The sequence below is a fragment of the Streptomyces sp. NPDC002817 genome, assembly GCF_053592055.1.
The window spans coordinates 12,515-30,784 of the sequence record NZ_JBSFUY010000015.1 but is presented as its reverse complement, the minus strand read 5'-3'; the positions used below and the strand labels follow the sequence as shown (position 1 = coordinate 30,784).

The following is an 18,270-nucleotide window of genomic DNA, read 5'->3' as shown; positions in this document are numbered from 1 at the left end:
CGCGGGTCAGAGCCGCTGGATCCTGACGCTGCGCAGCACGTTCGGGGACTGGGTGTCCCAGACGCCGATCACCTGGTGGCCGAAGGCGAAGGCCTCCTGGATCTGCTGCTGGATCTGCGGGATCGGGTTGTTGAGGACCCGGAACTGGTTGTTGATGCGCAGGAAGATCTGCCGCGGCTGGCCCTGGAGCGGCTGGATGATGTCGATGAAGCCGTTGGCCACACCGGCCGCCAGAGGCTGTGCCTGGACCTGCTGAGCGACCTGCTGGACCACTTGCTGCACGATCTGCTGGAGATGCTGCTGCACCTGCTGCTCGATCTGCTGCGCCTGCTGGTCCTGCTGCTGGCTCTGCTGACCCTGCTGCTGCCCCTGTTGGCTCTGCTGCTGACCGAGCTGCTGGAGCAGCTGCTGGAAGGGCTGCTGCTGGCCGAGCTGCTGGAGCTGTTCCAGCGAGCCGCCCCCCATGCCGAACGGCTGTTGCTGCTGGCCCTGCTGGCCGTAGCCCTGCTGGCCCTGCTGGCCCTGCTGCCCTTGCTGGCCGAAGCCCTGTTGCCCGTACGGCTGTTGCTGCTGGCCGAAGCCCTGCTGGCCGAACGGCTGCTGCTGCTGTTGCTGCTGGTAGGGCGAGGTGCTCGGGAACTGCTGTCCCTGCTGCTGTCCCAGTTGGCTCATCTGCGGGGTGGTGCTCATGCGGGTGCCACCTTCCCTTGTGATGGTTGGGATGTGCCGACCGTCAGCCGGTGACGACCAGGCCGACGATCTCGTCGTCCGCGAACCAGACGCGGACGTCGGGGCGTCCCCCCGCGAAGGCGGAGTGCACCGCCTGGCGGATCTCGGGGGACGGGTGGTTCAGGTTCCGCCAGCCGCCGGCCACGAACAGCCGGAGCCTGGGCGGGAGTTCGCGCGGATACGGCAGCAACTCGTCCCAGTACCGCTCGGCCTGGCCGGAGCCGACCGCGTGCGGCAGCAGATGGGTCACCGCCGCCTTGATGTCGGGCCGGCTGCCGATCCGCTGGGAGGCGGGCCGGCCCGGTGCGTCCTGCTGCGGGGCCCCGGTCGCCCGCAGCACCGCGCGGGCACGCTCCGGGGACATCGGTGCCTGGGCGGCCGCCCTGAGCATGCCCTGCAGCGCGGCCAGAGCGCCGACCACCATCGGGGAGGCCGAGGAGGTCCCGGAGAACGTGTCCGTGTACCAGGCGATCTCCTCGGGCCCGCCCTGCAGGTCGCCGGGCTTGTCCCAGAAGCCGCCGGTGGTCGTGACCTCGCGTCCCCAGCCCTGGGCGTCCACGCGGGCACCGTAGTTGGAGAACGCGAGCCGTGAGCGGTCCGGTCCGTGGTCGCGGCCGTGTGTGCCGGGCGGCGGGGCGCCCGCGCCGACCAGGACGGCACCGGAGGACTGGTTGGACGGGTTGAACGGGTTGCGCCACCACGCAGGGAACTCGTCGGGGCGGCGCTCGTAGACCGCGTCGTCGAGGGACTCGCCGCCGTTGCCGGCGGCCGCCACGACGAGGACGCCCTTGGCGGTGGCGTAGCGGACGGCCGCGAAGTCGTCCGGCCACCACTCCAGGGCGACGTAGCCGCGCTGGTCCTCGCGCTCGGCGAACTCCGACCGCGGTCCGGGCCGGTGGAGTTCGATGAGGACGATGTCCCCGGGGCCGAGCCGGTCCGCCGCCGCGTGGATCGCGGCCGCGGTGCCGATGCCCTGGAAGGACGCGGCCGCGGTGGTCGCCTCCGGCACGATGCCGGTGACCCCGTGCTCGCCCTGGTCGCCGCCGATCACACCGATCACGGCGGTGCCGTGGTTGCGCCAGGCGATGTCGGTCAGCGGGGTGCCGACCACGACACCGGCCAGCTTGGCGGCCAGGTCCTCGTGGCCCAGCTGCCAGGAGCCCTCGACGTCGATCACGGTCACGCCGTGACCGGTCCCGCCGGGCCGCTGCCAGGCCCAGTGCGCGTCGATCCCCTCGGGCGCCGGCCGCAGATAGCCCTGGCGGCTGCTGAAGTCCGGTGTGACCGGGGCGCCTTCCTTCAGTCGCCCGCTCTCCTCGCCGACCTGCTTGAGGGCTGCCGGTACGGCGCCCGGCTTCACGTACGCGGTGTCGACGCCCGGCAGCGCGGCGATCCGTGAGCGCAGTTCCTCGGCGCGGCTTCGGTCGCCGCGCACCTGGTAGAACAGCGCGAGGTCGGGCACGTCCTCGGAGCCCGAGACGGCCGACTGCTGTAACCTTTCTTCGCTTCCGAACAGCGGTTCAAGAGCGAGCTGTTCGTCACTGAGGAACATGTTGAGGGCCGAGACGTCGGCGCCCGCCGCCGACCGTACGCCGTCGGCCTGGGCACGCAGCCGGGCCTCTGGACGGGCGACGACGATCAGTTCCTGTTCGGCTCCTCGATAGCTGAATCCCGCTCCGTCGGGCCCCGGCCCGGACGTTCCCGGGCCCTGCGCCGGCTGTACCTGGTCGGTCATCGGGTTCCGCTCCCTTCGGTCCTTGCGGGTGCCTGGTTGCGGGTGGTGAGCCTCCGTGGGACAACCAAGCACTCCGACGGCGCCCCGTCCACCCCGCGTTCGCCAACTCGGTTTGAAAACAAGTTGAATTGGGTAACGTGTGCAATCCGTCCTGAAACAGATGTCACGTAGCAATCCGGCCAAAGACTGCGGAGGTGACGGTCATGTGATGGGGTGAGAGCGCCTGTTGACCGTTCGGCCGGCCATCCGCCGGCCCTTGGCAGAAGGACGCACAGTGGCACCCACAGACCGTTCCTTCGCACGTCGAAGACTCCTCACCGCGACCGCGGCGCTGACGGGAGCAGCGCTGCTCGGCGGCACGGCCCATGCAGCCGAAAAGCCCAAAGGCGCCTGGCCCGACCGGTTCCCGCTGCCCGACGGCTTCCAGCCCGAGGGCATCGCCATCGGCACGAAACCCTTCGCGTACTTCGGTTCCCTCGCCAACGGCGACATCTACCGGGCGAGCCTCGCCACCGGCCGGGGCTCCGTGATCAGCGAGGGCCTCGGCGCGGGGCACCAGACCGTCGGCCTGAAGATCGACGGGCACGGCCGTCGGCTGTTCCTCGCCGGCGGCGCCAGCGGCGAGATCCGCACGGTGCACGTCCGCTCCGGCGAGATCGAGAAGGTGTACGCCACCGGCGGCACCTTCGTGAACGACGTGATCCTCACCCCGGGCGCCGCCTGGTTCACCGACTCGTTCAAGCCGCAGCTCTACAAGGTGGGCCTCGGCAAGCACGGCGAGCCCAAGGGCGTCGAGACCGTCCCGCTGACCGGCGACTGGGTCCAGGGCGACGACTTCACCGCCAACGGCATCGAGCGCACCCCCGACGGCCGCGCCCTGCTCGTGGTGAACGCCTTCGCCGACGGCGGCACCCTCGAACGGGTCGACCCGCGCACCGGAGTCGCCCGCGCCGTCGACCTCGGCGGGGCCAAAATACCCAACGGGGACGGCCTGTTGCTGCTCGGCAGGATCCTCTACGTCGTCCAGCAGCAGCAGAACGCGATCGATGTGTTCCGGCTGAACTCCGCCGGCACGAAGGGCACGGCGATCGTCAGGATCACCGACTCCCGCTTCCGTATCCCGACGACCGTCGCGGCCTGGGACGAGAAGCTGTATCTGCCCAACGCCCGCTTCGACGTGGAACCGACGCCCGACACCGAGTACGACGTCGTGGCGGTACCGAAGGTGTGACCGTGAGGTGGGCGGTGCGAACCGCCCACCTCCGTCTCACTCCTCCGACGACTCCTCGTCGTCCGTGCCGCCGGCACCCGGTTTCGGCGGCTTCGACGGCCGCGTACGACCGCCGGGGTTGTCCCGCAGATACGTACCGTCGCCGCCCTCGGTCGCGTGCCCGCCCGGCGGGGTCGGACCGCCGCCGTCCCGTCTGCGCAGATACCGCTCGAACTCGCGGGCGATCGCCTCGCCCGTCGCCTCCGGCAGCTCCGCGGTGTCCCGGGCCTCCTCCAGCGTCTGCACGTACTCGGCGACCTCGGTGTCCTCGGCGGCCAGCTGGTCCACACCCACCTGCCAGGCGCGCGCGTCCTCGGGCAGCTCGCCCAGCGGGATGCGTACGTCGATCAGGTCCTCGAGCCGGTTCAGCAGCGCCAGCGTCGCCTTCGGGTTCGGCGGCTGCGACACGTAGTGCGGCACGGCCGCCCAGAGGCTGACCGCCGGTACGCCCGCGTGCGTGCACGCTTCCTGGAGGACGCCGACGATGCCCGTGGGGCCCTCGTACTTGGTCTCCTCCAGGTCCATGCGCTGTGCCAGGTCAGGGTCGGACGTGGTCCCGCTGATCGGGACCGGACGCGTGTGCGGGGTGTCGCCGAGCAGGGCGCCCAGGATCACGACCAGCTCCACGCCCAACTCGTGGGCGAAGCCGAGGAGCTCGTTGCAGAACGAGCGCCAGCGCATGGACGGTTCGATACCTCGGACCAGTACGAGATCACGCGGCTTGTCGCCGCCGACGCGGACCACCGAGAGGCGGGTCGTCGGCCATGTGATCTTCCGTACACCGCCGTCCAGCCACACCGTGGGGCGGTTCACCTGGAAGTCGTAGTAGTCCTCGGCGTCCAGCGCCGCGAACACCTCGCCCTTCCATTCCCTGTCCAGATGCGCGACCGCGGTGGAGGCGGCGTCGCCGGCATCGTTCCAGCCCTCGAACGCGGCCACCATGACCGGGTCGATCAGCTCGGGTACCCCCTCGAGCTCGATCACCCAGTGCCTCCTTCCGATGTGCCCTCACGTACGCCCCAACCTTACGGCGTCCAACGGGGGCGTCCGCAGCCCCCTTGCACGGGGGAGTGAACGCATCACTGCCCCATTAGCCACCCCGGAACACCCTCCATTCCTCGGATCTGTGCCGGATCACCGTGCACGACTGTCACTGCGGCGGCTCGGTGACCCGGGTAGACGTCGGATGACCCGGAGAAGTCCGATGACCGGCGGGATTGTTCACTCACTCGTGTGGCGGTACGTCCATCAGGGCGCCCGACGTGGGGCTCGTGCGCAACTCTTCGTCGGGTGAGCGGAGTTGCCCCAGGGGCGCGGGTACGGCGTGTCGGGATCGTGTACCTGGTCCTGTTCGGCACGGGGACCGCGGGGGCGCTGGCGGCGGCGCTGTATGTCCAGGACCCCGCGGCCGTGGTCGCCGCGCTGCTGCCGACCGGGGCGGGGGCGTATCTGGCGTGGAGCGCGTACCGGGCGGACCGGATCGAGGCGGCCGTCGCCGAGAGCCCGGCGGCGGTGGCCGAGCGGCTCGCCCTCGTCGTACGACGACAGTGGGAGACGGAAGCCCAGGTGCGGCGTTTGGAAGACCCGTATCCGCTGCCGGTGTCCTGGCGGCCGGCGGACGTCGATCTGGCTGAGGTGGCGCTCGCGGGAGGAGCGGGGGAGATCGGGGAGGTGTTCGAGGGCCTTCCCGGGCGGCGATTGCTGGTGCTCGGCGATCCCGGGTCGGGCAAGACGGTGCTGCTGGTACGCCTGTTGCTCGCGCTGATCGCCCGACGGCAGGAGGGCGAGCCGGTGCCGGTGCTCTTTCCGCTCGCCTCGTGGGATCCGGCCGCGCAGGACCTGCGGGGCTGGATGGAGCGGCGGCTGGTGCAGGACCACGCGGAGCTCGGTGCCGTGGGCGGGGGCCGCACCCTAGCGGGCGCACTGCTGGACCGGCGGCTGGTGCTGCCGGTGCTCGACGGTTTCGACGAACTCCCGAGCGTTGTGGCCGCGTCGGCGCTACATGGCATCAACGAGGCGCTGCCGTACGGCTGCGGGCTGGTCCTGTCGAGCCGTCCCTCGGAGTATCGGGCGGCGCTGCGGCCCCGGGACGGGGTACCGGCGCGGCTCAGGGAGATGGCGGGCATCCGGCTCGAACCGCTCGGCGCCGGGGACGTCGCCGAGTATCTGCTGCAGGACGCGGGCGGCGAGGGGACGTCGGCCGCGGCCCGCTGGCGGCCGGTCGTCGAGGTGCTCGACACGGACGTACCGGTCGCGCGGGCCCTGACCAGCCCACTGATGGTGTCGCTGGCACGGTCCGTGTACAACCCGCGCCCGGGGGAGAGGACGGGAGAACTGCCCGATCCGGCTGACCTGTTGCTCTGCCCGGCACGGGAATCGGTCGCTGACCACCTCTTCGAGGCCTTCGTCGACGCCGCGTACCGGCCTCATCCATGCCGGCCGTCCCGATGGACGGCGGCGCAGGCCCGCACGGCGCTCCGGTTTCTGGCCCGGCGAATGGAGCGGGGGCTCGACGGGGCGGCGGAGGTGGCGTGGTGGGGGCTGAACGCCGTCGTGCCGGGCGCCCTGATGAGGGTGCTTGCGGGGCTGCTGCTGGGTACCTTGGGATGGCTTCTGGAAAGCGGAGGCCTGGTGGCGATGCACCAGCTGACCCAGGGGCGGGTGAACGGGAACGGCCCGGAGGCGGCCGGAGCGTTCGGAGTGATGGCGGCGGGCATCTGCTCAGGACTGGTCGGCGGTCTCACCGCGACTGTGGTGACCACGGGGCTGAACGCGGTCTCCGCGTGGGGAGGGCTATCCACCGGCCTCGTGCTGAACCGCCTGGCGGACGGGATCGCGATGACCCTGGTGGGCATGGTCGTCGCCGGATTCGCGGACCGTCCGGGATCGGTCCTGCGCCCGCCGTCGGCCTGGGACCGGCGCGCCGCGCTGGCGGGAGTGGCCGCTGGCTGCCTGTACCTGGCCGGTCTTGGTAACGGGCACGGCGTCACCAGCGCCCTTCTCTACGGGATTCTCGCGGCCGCTGTCGGAGCCGACGGGCCTCAGCCGCACCGTGCCGCGCCGGTGGCCAGGGCGCGCTGGTCGTGGAACGGTCGCGGCGTCGCCCTGGGTTGTCTGGGCGGTGCCGTGCTCGGTGCGGTCTACTTCCTCGAAGCGCTGCTGACCGGGGTTTTCGTCGGCCGCTCGACCGGCGCCGCGGCGACGCCGTCCGGTGACCCGGTCGCGGCGTTGTGGTTCGCGGCGCAGGAGGGGGCGGTGCTCGCGGTGGCCTGCCTGTTGCTTCGGGGCATGCGCATGGCACCCGTGGATCTCGGCGGCCCGGTCGAGGCGCGGGCCTTGCTGCGCAACGACCGCAGGATCCTGGCAGCCTGCGCGATGACCGCGACACTGCTCGGCACGATGGTGATCGGGGCCCAGGCCTGGCTCGTGATGGTCGCGGCCTACCCGGTGCTCCGGAACCAGTCACTCAGCGCCCTGAACCTCTGGTTGTTCGTCGCGGGCCTGATCCCCGCAGCCCTGATGGCGCTGGCTGCCGCGCTGCGGCAGACGGCCTGGCCCTGCTACACGGTGGCCCGCCACTACCTCGCCCTGCGGTCGGGGCTCCCGCGCGACTTCATCGCCTTCCTCGCCGACGCCCACGAACAACGCGGGGTTCTCCGCCGCGTCGGCGCCGTCTACCAGTTCCGGCACATCGAGTTGCAGCACCATCTCGCGGACCGGGAACGGTAGTTCACAGCGAGGCCCGCAGCCACTGCTCCACGCTCGCGATGTGCACCGTTGCCCACGACCGCGCCGCCTCCGCGTCACGATCCCGTAGCGCGGCGAGGATCATGCGGTGTTCGTGCAGGGTGCGGCTGACCGCGTCCTCCTGTGTCAGGCCTCGCCAGATCCTCGCCCGGGTCGTGGGGCCCGACAGTCCGTCGAGGAGGGAGCAGAGGACCGAGTTGCCGGAGCTCTGCACGATGCCGCGATGGAAGTCGAGGTCGCAGGCGACCAGTTCCTCCACCGAGGGGCTGGAGCCCAGTTTGTCCAACTGGGCGGACAGGGCGTTCAGCTGCTGCTCGCTGATCCTCAGCGCCGCCATCGAGGTCGCGGCCGGCTCCAGGATGCGGCGGACGGCCAGGAACTCCAGGACCGTGTCGTCGCGGTGGAAGTCGACGACGAAACTCAGCGCCTCCAGGAGGAGCTGGGGGTCCAGGCTCGTCACATACGTGCCGTCGCCCTGTCGCACGTCCAGGATCCGGATCAGCGACAGGGCCCGCACGGCCTCCCGCAGGGAGTTGCGGGACAGCCCGAGTTCGGAGGCGAGCTCGCTCTCCTTGGGGAGTCGGTCGCCGGGGCGCAGGGCGCCCGAGACGATCATGCCCTTGATCTTCTCGATCGCCTCGTCGGTGACTGCCATGGTCGGCCTCCCAGTGGTTCCCGCATGCCCGTCAAGACATCCGATGTCTTACGCCATTATGGGGGCCGCCCTGCCGATCGGGGTGCCAAACGCCCCGCTCAGAGAAGGTCTTCCAGATCGGCGATCACCGCATGCTCGTCCAGCGTCGTCAGCACCCGGTCCCGCAGAAGAACCCGCCCGTCGACGACGGTGTCCCGCACATCCGCCGAGTGCGCCGCGTACGCGAGCGTCGACCACGGATCGTGCAGGGGCCGCAGGTGTGGTGCGTCCAGGTCGAGCACGACGAGGTCGGCCCGCTTCCCGGCCTCCAGCGAGCCCAGCTGCTCCCCGAGCCCCAGGGCCCGCGCACCCTCGATCGTCGCCATGCGTACCGCCTGCTCGGCGCCGACCGCCGTGGGGTCGCCGCCCGCCTTGTGCACCAGCGCCGCCTGCCGCACCGCCCCCAGCACATCCAGCGTGTTGGAGCTGACGGCCCCGTCCGTACCGAGCCCGACGGTCACCCCGGCGCTCAGCAGCCGCGGCACCGGCGCGATCCCGCAGCCCAGCTTCAGGTTGGACACCGGACAGTGGGCGACCGCCGTGCCGGTGCGGGCCAGCGCCGCGATCTCCGGTCCGGTGAGGTCCACGGCATGCGCGAGCAGCACGTCCGGGCCGAGCAGACCGAGCGAGTCGAGCAGCTCCACCGGACGCCTGCCGTACTTGACCTCGACGGTGGCGACCTCGGTCGCGTTCTCCGAGGCGTGGATGTGCAGCAGGGCCCCGAACTCCCGGGCCAGCGCGAAGATCTCGGTGAGCTGGTCCGGGCTCAGGGTGTACGTGGAGTGCGCGAAGAGGACCGGGCGGGTACCGGGGCGGGCCGTGCCGCGGGCTGCCAGATCCCGGCGCGCCCAGTCCAGGCGCTCCTCGTAGGCGATGCCGTCGGGCGGGCCGGGCACGTCCATGAAGGTGGGCCCCGTGTGCAGCCGCCAGCCCGCCTCACGGGCCGCCTGCTCCGCCGCCTCGTGGAACCAGTACATGTCGAGCGCCGAGGTCACCCCCGCCCGTACGCTCTCGGCGACCGCCAGCCGCACCGCCGCCGCCACGTTCTGCGGCGTCAGCAGCTCGGCCTCCCACTTCAGCACCCGCTCCAGGAAACCCTGGAGGGTGACGTCGTCGGCGCGGCCGCGCAGCAGGGTCATCGCGAGGTGGGTGTGGGTGTTGACCAGCCCCGGGAGGACGAGACAGCCCGTGGCGTCGATGGACTCGGCGGCCGTGAAGCGCGTACTCAGCTCCTCGGCGGAACCCACGGCGACGATCTCGCCCTCGTGGACGGCAACAGCCCCGTCCTGTACGACAGTTCCCTCGTCGTCCACGGTCAGGACGTCGCCGCCGTGGATCAGTAGGTCGATGCTCACGCCTGGTACTCCTCCGCCAGCAGCCGCAGCGCCTCCAGCGACACCACCGCACCCCGCTCGACGCCCGCCGCGACGACATCGCGGTGCGGGTCGTAGGCGCTGGCGCCCTCCTCGTCCACCAGCTCGTCCGCGTTCGCCCCGTCGATGACGAGGACGCCGCCCGCGACCAGCCCGCGCAGCGACGCCGTGACCAGCAGTGCGGAGAGCTCCATCTCGATGGCGGCGAGGCCGGCACCGTCGTAGGAGAAGAGCGGGAGGAGGCCGGGCTGGAAGGCCGCCCGGGTCCAGACGATGCCGCGGTGGTGCGGGGCGTTCGCCTCGCGGGCCGCACGCTGGAGTGCGATGACCGCCTCGGGGGAGGAGACCGCGGGGTACTCCGGCGGGAGCAGCTGCTGGGTGACGCCGTCGTCGCGGACGGCCGCCTCCGCGATGACGAGGTCGCCGTCGCCGATCCCGGGCTTCATCGCGCCCGCCGTGCCGAACCGCAGGATGGTGTGGACCCCCGCGTCCGCGAGCTCCTGGAACAGCAGGATCGCGCCCGGACCGCCCACCCCGTGCGAGGCGACGACGACCGGCAGGCCCTTCCAACTGCCGCTGAACGTACGGTATTCGCGGTGGTACGAGACCTCCTCGGCCCCGTCGAGCAGCGCGGCGACGGCCGCGGCGCGCGCCGGGTCGCCGACGACGACCGCGTGCGCCGGCAGGCCGGTGCGGGGTATGCGGGTGATGGGCAGCAGGTCCTGCGTCATGCGGCGGCTCCGGTGGACGGACGGGTACGGCGACGGCGCGCCGTGGTGAGGAAGAGGGCGCCGAGCGTGACGACGTACGGCGCGGCGTCGGTCGCCTGCTGCGGCAGGCCGAGGCCCTGGAGACGGAAGCCGGCCGCCTCGGCGAGACCGAAGAGCAGCGCGGCGAGCAGCACACCGAGGGGCAGGGCGCGACCGAGCATCACGGCGACGACGGCGATCCAGCCGCGGCCCGCGGTCATGTTCTCGGTGAACAACGTGACGTTGCCGAGGGCGAGTTGGGCCCCGGCGAGACCGCACAGGACACCCGAGACCAGCACGGCCGCGTACTTGTACCTCGCCGGGCTGACCCCGAGCGTGGCCGCCGCGTCCGGTGCCTCGCCGACCCCGCGGAGGCGCAGTCCCCACACATGCCGGGACAGCATCACCGCGGCCACCGCGACCGCCGCCCACGACAGATAGGCGAGCGGGCTGAGGCCGCCGATCAGGGGGAGGCCGAGGAGGGACGGGTCGTCGAAGGTGCCCTGCACGCCGAAGACCGTACGGAGCAGGAAGCTCGTCAGGCCCACGGCCAGCAGGTTCATCGCGATGCCGAGAACCACCGCGTCCCCGCGCAGAGTGACCGTCCCGACCGCGAGGATCAGCGAGTACGCCGCCGCGGCCAGCGCCGCCGCGAGCACTCCCAGCCAGGGGCTGCCGGTGAACCAGCTCGTGGCCACGGCGGTGAAGCAGCCCATCAGCATCATGCCTTCGAGGCCGATGTTGAAGACGCCTGCACGCTCGCAGACGGCTCCGCCGAGCGCGGCCAGCAGGATCGGGGTCAGCGCGCGCAGCGCCGACATGAGGAGGTCGGAGTCGAAGAACATCACACGGCCTCCTTGACGTCGACGCCGGCCTTGGCCTTGCGGCGAGTGAAGCGCGGGAAGGCCAGCCGGGCCGCGAGGAACACGATCACGATCGCCTGGAGCACCTGGGTCAGCTCACGCGGCACCTCGGTCGTCCGCTCCATCGCGAGACCGCCGACCGCGAGGACGGCGAAGAAGAAGGACGCGATCACCGTACCGAGCGGGGCCGCCGTGGCCAGCAGGGCGGCGGTGAGGCCCGTCCAGGTGTAGCCGGGTGCGGTGAGCGAGCCGTCGACGAAGCGGTACGGGAAGCTCAACACCCCGATGGCGCCCACGAGTCCGGCGATCGCTCCCGACACGGACATCAACTTCAGGGTCAGGCCCCGGCGTTCGACACCCGCGTACGCGGAGAAGCGGGCGTTGAGACCGGTCATGCGTATCTCGTACCCGAACGCGGTCCGCTTGTCCGTGAACCAGTACGCGGCCGCCGCGAGAACGACCAGAACGAGACCGAGGGTGACCGTGGAGTCGCCGAAGGCGGGCAGCGCCACGCCGTCGGGCATCGCCCGTGTCTGCGGCAGGCTGGAGCCTGGCTCCTTGAGTGGGTAGCGCGCCAGGTAGGAGGCGAGCGAGACCGCCGGGTAACTCAGCAGCAGGCTGCTGACCAGGAGCGGCACGCCGAGGTGGTTCTCGCACAGGGCGGCCAGCGTGGCGTAGGCGGCGCCCGCCGTCATGCCCGCAAGCAGCGCGAGTACGACGGTGAGGGGCGCCGGCAGCGGGGAGTACAGGCCGGTGACGGCCGCGGTGATACCGCCGAGGACCAGCTGGCCGTCGCCGCCGAGGTTGATGAGCCCGGCACGCAGCGGGATCGCCAGTGCGAGGGCCATGCCGAGCACGCTGGTGACGGTGGTGAGCGTGGAGCCGATGCCGTCGGCGCCGAGCGAGCCGGTGAGGACCGCCTCGTACGCCGATATCGGGTCCGCGCCGGTGCCGACCAGGAAGAGCGCGCCGATGAGGACGCCGGCGAGCACGGAGAAGGTGATGGGGGAGCGCAGGGCTCCGGATATCCGGTTGTTCATGTCAGTCGACGGCCTCCACCGTGACCCGGGCGCCCGCCATCGCGAGGCCCAGCGTCCGTTCGTCCGCCTCGTTCTTGTCGTACGACGCCGTGATCCGGCCTCCGTACATCACCAGCACCCGGTCCGCCAGGCCCCGGATCTCGCTCAGTTCGGCCGAGACGAGGAGGACGGCGTGGCCGGCGTCGCGGTAGGCGACGATCTGGTCGTGGATGTTCTGGATGGCGCCGATGTCGACACCGCGCGTGGGCTGCTCGACGAGCAACAGCGGGGCGTCGTGGGCGAGTTCGCGGCCGATCAGCAGCTTCTGGAGGTTGCCGCCGGACAGCGCGGAGGCGGGGACCTCGGGGCTCGACGCCTTGACGCCGAACCGCTCGATCAGCCGCTGCGCGTGCGCCCGGACGGCCGTCGGCGGCAGCAGGCCGCGGGCGGACAGGGACGTACGGTGGTGGCCCATCGCGAGGTTGTCGGCGACGGACGCCGCGGGCGCCGTACCGACCGCGTGACGGTCCTCGGGGACGTACGCCAGGCCCTTGAGGCGGCGTTCGGTGGCGGAGGCGTGGGTGATGTCCTCGTTCTTGAGAGTCACCCGCCCTGCGGTGGTCGGCCGCAGACCGGCCAGCGCCTCGATCAGCTCGCTCTGGCCGTTGCCCGCGACGCCCGCGATGCCGACGATCTCGCCGGCGCGGACGGTGAGTCCGGCGTCGTGCACCCCGTCGGTGGCGAGCCCGGTCACCTCCAGTACGGCATCTCCGGGTGTGCCCTCGGCGTGGACGCGGTCGAGTTCGACCGCGCGGCCGGTCATGGCTGCCGCGATCTCGTCGGCGGAGGTCTCCGCGGTGACCAGACGGGCGACCACCCTGCCGTCCCGCAGGACGGTCACGTGGTCGCTGCCCTCCAGCACCTCGCGGAGCTTGTGCGTGACGAGGATCACCGTACGGCCCTGTGCGGCCAGCGACTTGAGCACCGCGAACAAGGCGTCCGCCTCGGCCGGTGTGAGCACCGCCGTCGGCTCGTCGAGGATCAGCGTGCGGGCACCGCGGTGCACCAGCTTGAGGATCTCCACGCGCTGGCGCAGACCCACGGGCAGATCACCGACGCGCGCGTCCGGGTCCACGGCGAGGCCGTGCTCCTCGGCGAGCTCGCGCACCCGGCGGCGGGCCGCGGCGCGGTCCACCAGGCCGAAGCGGCGCGGCTCGGCGGCGTAGACGACGTTCTCGGCGACCGTCAGCGAGTCGAACAGCTTGAAGCTCTGGTGGACCATGCCGAGCCCGGCGGCCATCGCGTCGCTCGGGCTGGCGAAGTGCGCGTCACGGCCGTCGACGCGGATCGAGCCCGCGTCGGCGCGTTCCATGCCGTACAGGATCGACATGAGCGTGGACTTGCCCGCGCCGTTCTCGCCCATCAGGGCGTGGATCTCGCCGTGGCGGACGGTCAGGTCGACGGAGTCGTTGGCGAGCGTGCCGGGGAACCGCTTGGTGATTCCCCGGAGCTCGACTGCCAGGCCCTCGGCGTCAGCTCGCGGCGGGGTCATCGACCTTCAGCTCTCCGGAGACGATCTGGTCGCGCAGTTCCTCGACCTTCGCCAGGACGTCCTTGTGGTCGGCGATCACGCACTTCGACGAGTCGACGCCGTCCTCCAGGCCGGTCAGGCTGATGCCGCCCTCCTTGAGGCCGTAGGAGACGGTGCCTGTCTCACCGGCCAGGACCGACTCGATGCCCTTCTCCACGGCGACGTCCGTGCGCTTGATCACGTTGTCGACGACCGTGCCCGGCGCCGAGACGCACTGGTTGACGTCGACGCCGTACGCGTAGGCTCCCTTGGCCTTCGCGGCCTCGAAGACGCCGTAGTTGCCGGCCGCGGCGGCCGCCATGATCTGGTCGTAGCCCTTGGAGAGCAGGGTGTTCGCCTGCTCCTTGGCACGCGCCGAGTCGTCGAAGGGGGACTGGCCGCCGACGAAGCGCGTCGACGTCTCGGTCTTGGCGGCGACCTTCTTGGCGCCGGCCGCGAACGGGTCGCTGTAGCGGCGGAACTGGGGCGTGTCGAGGACGTCGACCGCGCCGACCTTGCCCGACTTGCTGAGCAGACCGGCCTCGGCGCCCGCGAGGTAGACGCCCTCGTGCTCGCGGAAGACCGCGCAGCCGACGTTCTTGAAGGTCTTGGTGGTGCAGGCGTCGATGATCAGGAACTGCTGCTTCGGGTTCTTCTGAGCCTGCTGGGCGACGAGGTCGGCGAACTCGAAGCCGACCAGCACGATGACGTCCGGCTTGGCGTCGACCGCGGCCTGGACGTTCTGCTGCTGGGAGGCGGTGTCCGTGGACTCGTAGACCTTCTGCGAGCCGTCGTGCTGCTTCGCCGCGTCCTTGACGCCGCTGACGGCGAGCTTCAGGAACTCGTTCTGACCGACCGCGTCGGGCGTGACGAGGGTGAAGGTCTTGCCGCTGCCGCCGCTCGCGCTGTCGGAGGCGTCGCTCTTCGCGGCGGCGTTGCAGGCGGTGGCCGCGGTGACCATGAGGGCGGTGGCGGCGGCGAGCTTCAGGGAACGGTGGTGTCTACGGGACATCGGGAGACCTTCCGGGTACGGCGAGGCACGCTCGGGCGGGAGCGGCGATGAGGTGAGAGGGGACGCTGGAACGGGGACGGGTCAGCGTCGACAGCCGTCACCGGCACACCGGCCGAAGTCGAGGAAACGGCGCTTGGTCAGCAGCACGGGCTTCCTCCTTCGTCTCGGTCTGCGGACTGATTGCCGGACAGTAGCATCCGTTTCCGGACACCTGCCCGACTGTCTCGAACTATGGTTCTACCAGGTCATGTACCGTGGCCGGACACCACCGGAACATCAGGAGTGTCCCGATATGCCCCAGGAATTGCGTGCCGTCGACTGGACCGGAAACGGCCTCGCACTCATCGACCAGACACTGCTCCCGCACCGCAACGAGACGATGGCTGTCCGCGATGTGGACACTCTGGTCGACGCGATCCAGCGGCTCGTGGTGCGCGGCGCGCCCGCGATCGGCGCGGCCGGCGGGTACGGCGTCGCGCTCGCGCTGGTGCAGGGCGAGCGCGAGGGGTGGTCGGTGGACGAGGTGCGCGCCGCCGTCGCACGCATCCGGGAGGCCCGGCCGACCGCCGTCAACCTGATGGTGTGCGTGGACCGCGTGATGACCCGCTTCGACGAGGGCCTCGACGCCGTGCTGGAAGAGGCCGCCGCCGTCCAGCGCGAGGACGTCGAGGCGAACCGGGCGATGGGCGTCCACGGCGCCGACTGGCTGCTCGAAATGGTCGGCGCCGACCGGCCGTTGCGCATCCTGACCCACTGCAACACGGGCGCGCTGGCGACAGCCGGATGGGGCACGGCACTCGGCGTCATCCGCGAACTCCACGCGCGCGGACGCCTTGAGGTGGTCTACGCCGACGAGACGCGCCCCCTGCTCCAGGGATCCCGCCTCACCGCCTGGGAGTTGGTCCAGGAGGGCATCCCGCACTACGTCCAGGCGGACGGCGCCGCCGCCGGCACCATCCTGCGCGGCCAGGTCGACGCGGCGATCGTCGGCGCGGACCGCATCGCCGCCAACGGCGACACCGCGAACAAGGTCGGCACGGTGGGTGTGGCGCTCGCGTGCGCGGACGCCGGGATCCCGTTCCTGGTGGCGGCGCCGACGACGACCGTGGACCTGTCGACCAAGACCGGCGACGAGATCCACATCGAACTCCGCGGCGAGGACGAGGTGTTGGAGTGGGGCGGGATACGGACGGCTCCCGCCGGGTCGCGCGGCCACAACCCCGCCTTCGATGTGACGCCGGGACGGCTGGTGACGGGGCTGGTGACGGAGCGGGGCGTGCTGGAGGTGGCGTCCGGCCAACTGCCCGGTGACCACCTGCAGTAGAACCCGCGGCACGAAGAAGGGGACCCCCGAGCCCGGAGGTCCCCTTCTTCCTGGTGCCGCTCAGCGCTGCGACAGCTCCAACTCCAGCAGCCACTCCACGACCTCGGTGTGGTGCCGCGCCTGACGGGGATCGGCGCCCCACACGTACAGGCCGTGCCCCGCGACCACCACGGCCGGCATCCGCGGGTCGCGTGCCGCCTCCAGGCGGTCCCCGAGCACCTTCATGTCCTGGCTGTTGGCGATGACCGGCAGCGTCACCTCGACGTCGTGCGCGGGCTGGCCGACGCCCTTGAGCATCTCCACGTCCTTGAAGACGATCCCGCCCGGCTCCCGCCGGCCCATGGCCACGGAGGCGACCGTGTGGACGTGCACCACGGCCCCGGCCCCCGTCAACGCGGCGACCCGCGCGTGCAGCTCGGCCTCCGCGGACGGCTTGCCGCCCCGCACCGCGGCGCCCCGGCCGTCCACCAGCACCACGTCCGCGGGCGTCAGTTCACCCTTGTCGTGGCCACTTGCCGTCACAGCCAGCCGCAGCGGCTCGCGGGTGAGCACGACGGACAGGTTGCCGGAGGTGCCCCGCATCCAGCCGAAGCCCGCGAAGCGCGCGGACTCGGCGGCGAGGACCGCCCCCGCCTCCTCCAGGTCCAGTTCGGTGATCTCGGCGGTCATACGGTGCTCCCGGTGGTGCTGATGGTGATCTCGTCGAACGCCCCCGCCTCGGCGTGGTCGCCGACGCCCTGCTCGTAGTACGGCTCCCCGGGCCGCCGGATGCCCACCGCGTGCCAGCCGGCCGCGCGGGCCGCGTCCAGCTCGCCGGGGCGGTCGGAGAGGAAGAGGAGCCGCGAGGGCTCGATGCCGGTCGACTCCGCGATACGGCGGTACGACTCCGGCTCCTGCTTGGGTCCCGCGTTCTCGGTGTCGTGCAGACCGGAGACGAGCGAGGTGAGGTCGCCCTCCGGGCTGTTCGTGAACCACGCCCGCTGGGCGGCCACCGAGCCGGACGAGTAGACGTACAGCCTCGCCCCCGCCGCGTGCCAGACACGCAACCTCGGTACGACGTCGTCGTAGAAGTGCGAGACGAGGTCGCCGCGTGCGAAGCCCTCGGACCAGATGATCCCCTGGAGGGTCTTCAGCGGCGTGGCCTTGCGGTCCTCGTCGAGCCAGGCGCCCAGGGCCTTCTCGACCGCGGCCGCGTCGGCCTGCGGATCGCCCAGCTCCTCGCGCACCTGCGCGACGGCCCGCGCCACGTCCGGATCGTCGGCCCGCTCGTTCAGCAGCGCGCCGAAACGCGCGCGCGAGTACGGGTACAGCACATCGACGACGAAGCCCGTGGCGCTCGTGGTGCCCTCGATGTCGAGCACCACGGCGTCCACGTCGTACGTCAGGCCCTGCTGCGTCACGCCGCGGCCTTGTCGGCCTCGTAGCCCGCCGCGATCGTGTCGTAGTCCGGGAAGCGCGAGGCGATCGTCGAGCCGGTGAAGTTGCCGATCCAGCCGTCCTCCTCGTGGAAGAAGCGGATCGCCGTGAACGACGGGCTGGTGCCCATGTCGAACCAGTGGGTGGTGCCGCGCGGCACGCCCAGCAGGTCGCCCTTCTCGCAGAAGACCGCGTGGACCTCGCCGTTCACGTGCAGATAGAAGATGCCGGAGCCGGAGACGAAGAAGCGGACCTCGTCATCGTCGTCGTGCGTGTGCTCCTGGAGGAACTTCGCGCGCGCGGCCGCGGCCTTCGCCGGGAACTCCGGGTCGTCGCTCGGGTGCAGGCCGAGGACATCGACGGTGGTGAAGCCCTCCTCGGCGTTCAGCTTGTCGATCTCCGGGCCGTACGCGGCGAACACCGTGTCGCTGTCGGCGTCGAACGGGACGTCCTCGCGGATGGGCCACTGCTCGTAGCGCACACCGAGCGGCTTGAGGGCCTCGGCGATCTCGGCGGGGTCCGAGGTACGGCGGACCAGCGTCTCGGGGCCGGACTCGGACCAGGTCGTCAGCAGGGTCATGGGAACAACTCCAGGCGTCTGGAAGGGATGTCCGGATACCGAGACAAGCACCGGACGGGCGGGGCAGGAAGAGGGGCGGCGACGGACAGCTGGTCAGCCGCGACACGCGGCGCCGGGACAGCAGCGGGGCATGCGGGGCATGCGCAGCGCTGTCGCGCGTGGTGTCGTCATCAGGGCCTCACTGGTCCG

The 18,270-nt window shown here is 71.5% G+C and carries 17 protein-coding genes; 4 read left to right on the top strand and 13 right to left on the bottom strand.

Going from position 1 to position 18,270, the window contains the following annotated elements:
- Window positions 1–6 precede the first annotated feature (6 nt).
- On the bottom strand, window positions 7–273 hold the full coding sequence (locus ACWD3I_RS26210; protein ID WP_234441497.1) for a hypothetical protein: 267 nt from the start codon (window positions 271–273) through the stop codon (window positions 7–9).
- Between ACWD3I_RS26210 and ACWD3I_RS26205 the strand changes: the two genes are divergently transcribed.
- Window positions 274–744 (top strand): hypothetical protein, encoded by a 471-nt coding sequence (locus ACWD3I_RS26205; protein ID WP_365407773.1) that lies wholly within the window; start codon window positions 274–276, stop codon window positions 742–744.
- On the opposite strand, the gene ACWD3I_RS26200 is transcribed toward ACWD3I_RS26205, so the two are convergent.
- Window positions 734–2,464 carry a S8 family peptidase gene (locus ACWD3I_RS26200; RefSeq protein WP_365407770.1) on the bottom strand — a complete coding sequence of 577 codons (1,731 nt, stop codon included), beginning with the start codon at window positions 2,462–2,464 and terminating at the stop codon, window positions 734–736. The genes ACWD3I_RS26205 and ACWD3I_RS26200 overlap by 11 nt on opposite strands.
- Before the next feature lie 274 nt (window positions 2,465–2,738).
- Here ACWD3I_RS26200 and ACWD3I_RS26195 point away from each other — a divergent pair, with 274 nt between their 5' ends.
- Window positions 2,739–3,695, top strand: a complete 957-nt coding sequence (locus ACWD3I_RS26195) for a superoxide dismutase (RefSeq protein WP_365407767.1) — start codon at window positions 2,739–2,741, stop codon at window positions 3,693–3,695.
- 36 nt (window positions 3,696–3,731) lie between these two features.
- On the opposite strand, the gene ACWD3I_RS26190 is transcribed toward ACWD3I_RS26195, so the two are convergent.
- On the bottom strand, window positions 3,732–4,718 hold the full coding sequence (locus ACWD3I_RS26190) for a PAC2 family protein (RefSeq protein WP_365407764.1): 987 nt from the start codon (window positions 4,716–4,718) through the stop codon (window positions 3,732–3,734).
- Window positions 4,719–5,024: 306 nt separating this feature from the next.
- On the opposite strand from ACWD3I_RS26190, the gene ACWD3I_RS26185 reads away from it, so the two are divergent.
- Window positions 5,025–7,463: an NACHT domain-containing protein gene (locus ACWD3I_RS26185; RefSeq protein WP_365407761.1), complete on the top strand. Its 2,439-nt coding sequence runs from the start codon at window positions 5,025–5,027 to the stop codon at window positions 7,461–7,463.
- A gap of 1 nt (window position 7,464) precedes the next feature.
- On the opposite strand, the gene ACWD3I_RS26180 is transcribed toward ACWD3I_RS26185, so the two are convergent.
- From ACWD3I_RS26180 to ACWD3I_RS26150, 7 genes are all read right to left on the bottom strand, one after another.
- Window positions 7,465–8,136 carry a FadR/GntR family transcriptional regulator gene (locus ACWD3I_RS26180; protein ID WP_365407758.1) on the bottom strand — a complete coding sequence of 224 codons (672 nt, stop codon included), beginning with the start codon at window positions 8,134–8,136 and terminating at the stop codon, window positions 7,465–7,467.
- Between the two features lie 98 nt (window positions 8,137–8,234).
- Window positions 8,235–9,530 (bottom strand): amidohydrolase, encoded by a 1,296-nt coding sequence (locus tag ACWD3I_RS26175; RefSeq protein ID WP_365407755.1) that lies wholly within the window; start codon window positions 9,528–9,530, stop codon window positions 8,235–8,237.
- Window positions 9,527–10,279 (bottom strand): nucleoside phosphorylase, encoded by a 753-nt coding sequence (locus ACWD3I_RS26170; protein WP_365407752.1) that lies wholly within the window; start codon window positions 10,277–10,279, stop codon window positions 9,527–9,529. Before ACWD3I_RS26170 ends, ACWD3I_RS26175 begins: the two co-directional genes overlap by 4 nt.
- Window positions 10,276–11,142, bottom strand: a complete 867-nt coding sequence (locus ACWD3I_RS26165; protein WP_365407749.1) for an ABC transporter permease — start codon at window positions 11,140–11,142, stop codon at window positions 10,276–10,278. Before ACWD3I_RS26165 ends, ACWD3I_RS26170 begins: the two co-directional genes overlap by 4 nt.
- On the bottom strand, window positions 11,142–12,200 hold the full coding sequence (locus ACWD3I_RS26160; RefSeq protein ID WP_365407746.1) for an ABC transporter permease: 1,059 nt from the start codon (window positions 12,198–12,200) through the stop codon (window positions 11,142–11,144). Before ACWD3I_RS26160 ends, ACWD3I_RS26165 begins: the two co-directional genes overlap by 1 nt.
- A 1-nt stretch (window position 12,201) precedes the next feature.
- Window positions 12,202–13,731 carry an ABC transporter ATP-binding protein gene (locus ACWD3I_RS26155; RefSeq protein WP_365407743.1) on the bottom strand — a complete coding sequence of 510 codons (1,530 nt, stop codon included), beginning with the start codon at window positions 13,729–13,731 and terminating at the stop codon, window positions 12,202–12,204.
- On the bottom strand, window positions 13,712–14,761 hold the full coding sequence (locus tag ACWD3I_RS26150; RefSeq protein ID WP_365407740.1) for a BMP family ABC transporter substrate-binding protein: 1,050 nt from the start codon (window positions 14,759–14,761) through the stop codon (window positions 13,712–13,714). Before ACWD3I_RS26150 ends, ACWD3I_RS26155 begins: the two co-directional genes overlap by 20 nt.
- Before the next feature lie 292 nt (window positions 14,762–15,053).
- On the opposite strand from ACWD3I_RS26150, the gene mtnA reads away from it, so the two are divergent.
- Window positions 15,054–16,085 (top strand): S-methyl-5-thioribose-1-phosphate isomerase, encoded by a 1,032-nt coding sequence (gene mtnA / locus ACWD3I_RS26145; protein ID WP_365407737.1) that lies wholly within the window; start codon window positions 15,054–15,056, stop codon window positions 16,083–16,085.
- Window positions 16,086–16,145: 60 nt separating this feature from the next.
- Here the strand turns inward: mtnA and mtnB are convergent, their stop codons facing one another.
- The 3 genes from mtnB to ACWD3I_RS26130 are packed head-to-tail and all read right to left on the bottom strand — an operon-like array spanning window position 16,146 to window position 18,081.
- Window positions 16,146–16,754, bottom strand: a complete 609-nt coding sequence (mtnB, locus tag ACWD3I_RS26140) for a methylthioribulose 1-phosphate dehydratase (protein ID WP_327716077.1) — start codon at window positions 16,752–16,754, stop codon at window positions 16,146–16,148.
- Window positions 16,751–17,485 (bottom strand): acireductone synthase, encoded by a 735-nt coding sequence (gene mtnC / locus ACWD3I_RS26135; RefSeq protein ID WP_365407734.1) that lies wholly within the window; start codon window positions 17,483–17,485, stop codon window positions 16,751–16,753. The genes mtnB and mtnC overlap by 4 nt, the downstream gene beginning before the upstream one ends.
- Complete coding sequence (locus ACWD3I_RS26130; RefSeq protein WP_365407731.1) at window positions 17,482–18,081, bottom strand: 1,2-dihydroxy-3-keto-5-methylthiopentene dioxygenase; 600 nt, start codon at window positions 18,079–18,081, stop codon at window positions 17,482–17,484. Before ACWD3I_RS26130 ends, mtnC begins: the two co-directional genes overlap by 4 nt.
- Window positions 18,082–18,270: the final 189 nt, after the last annotated feature.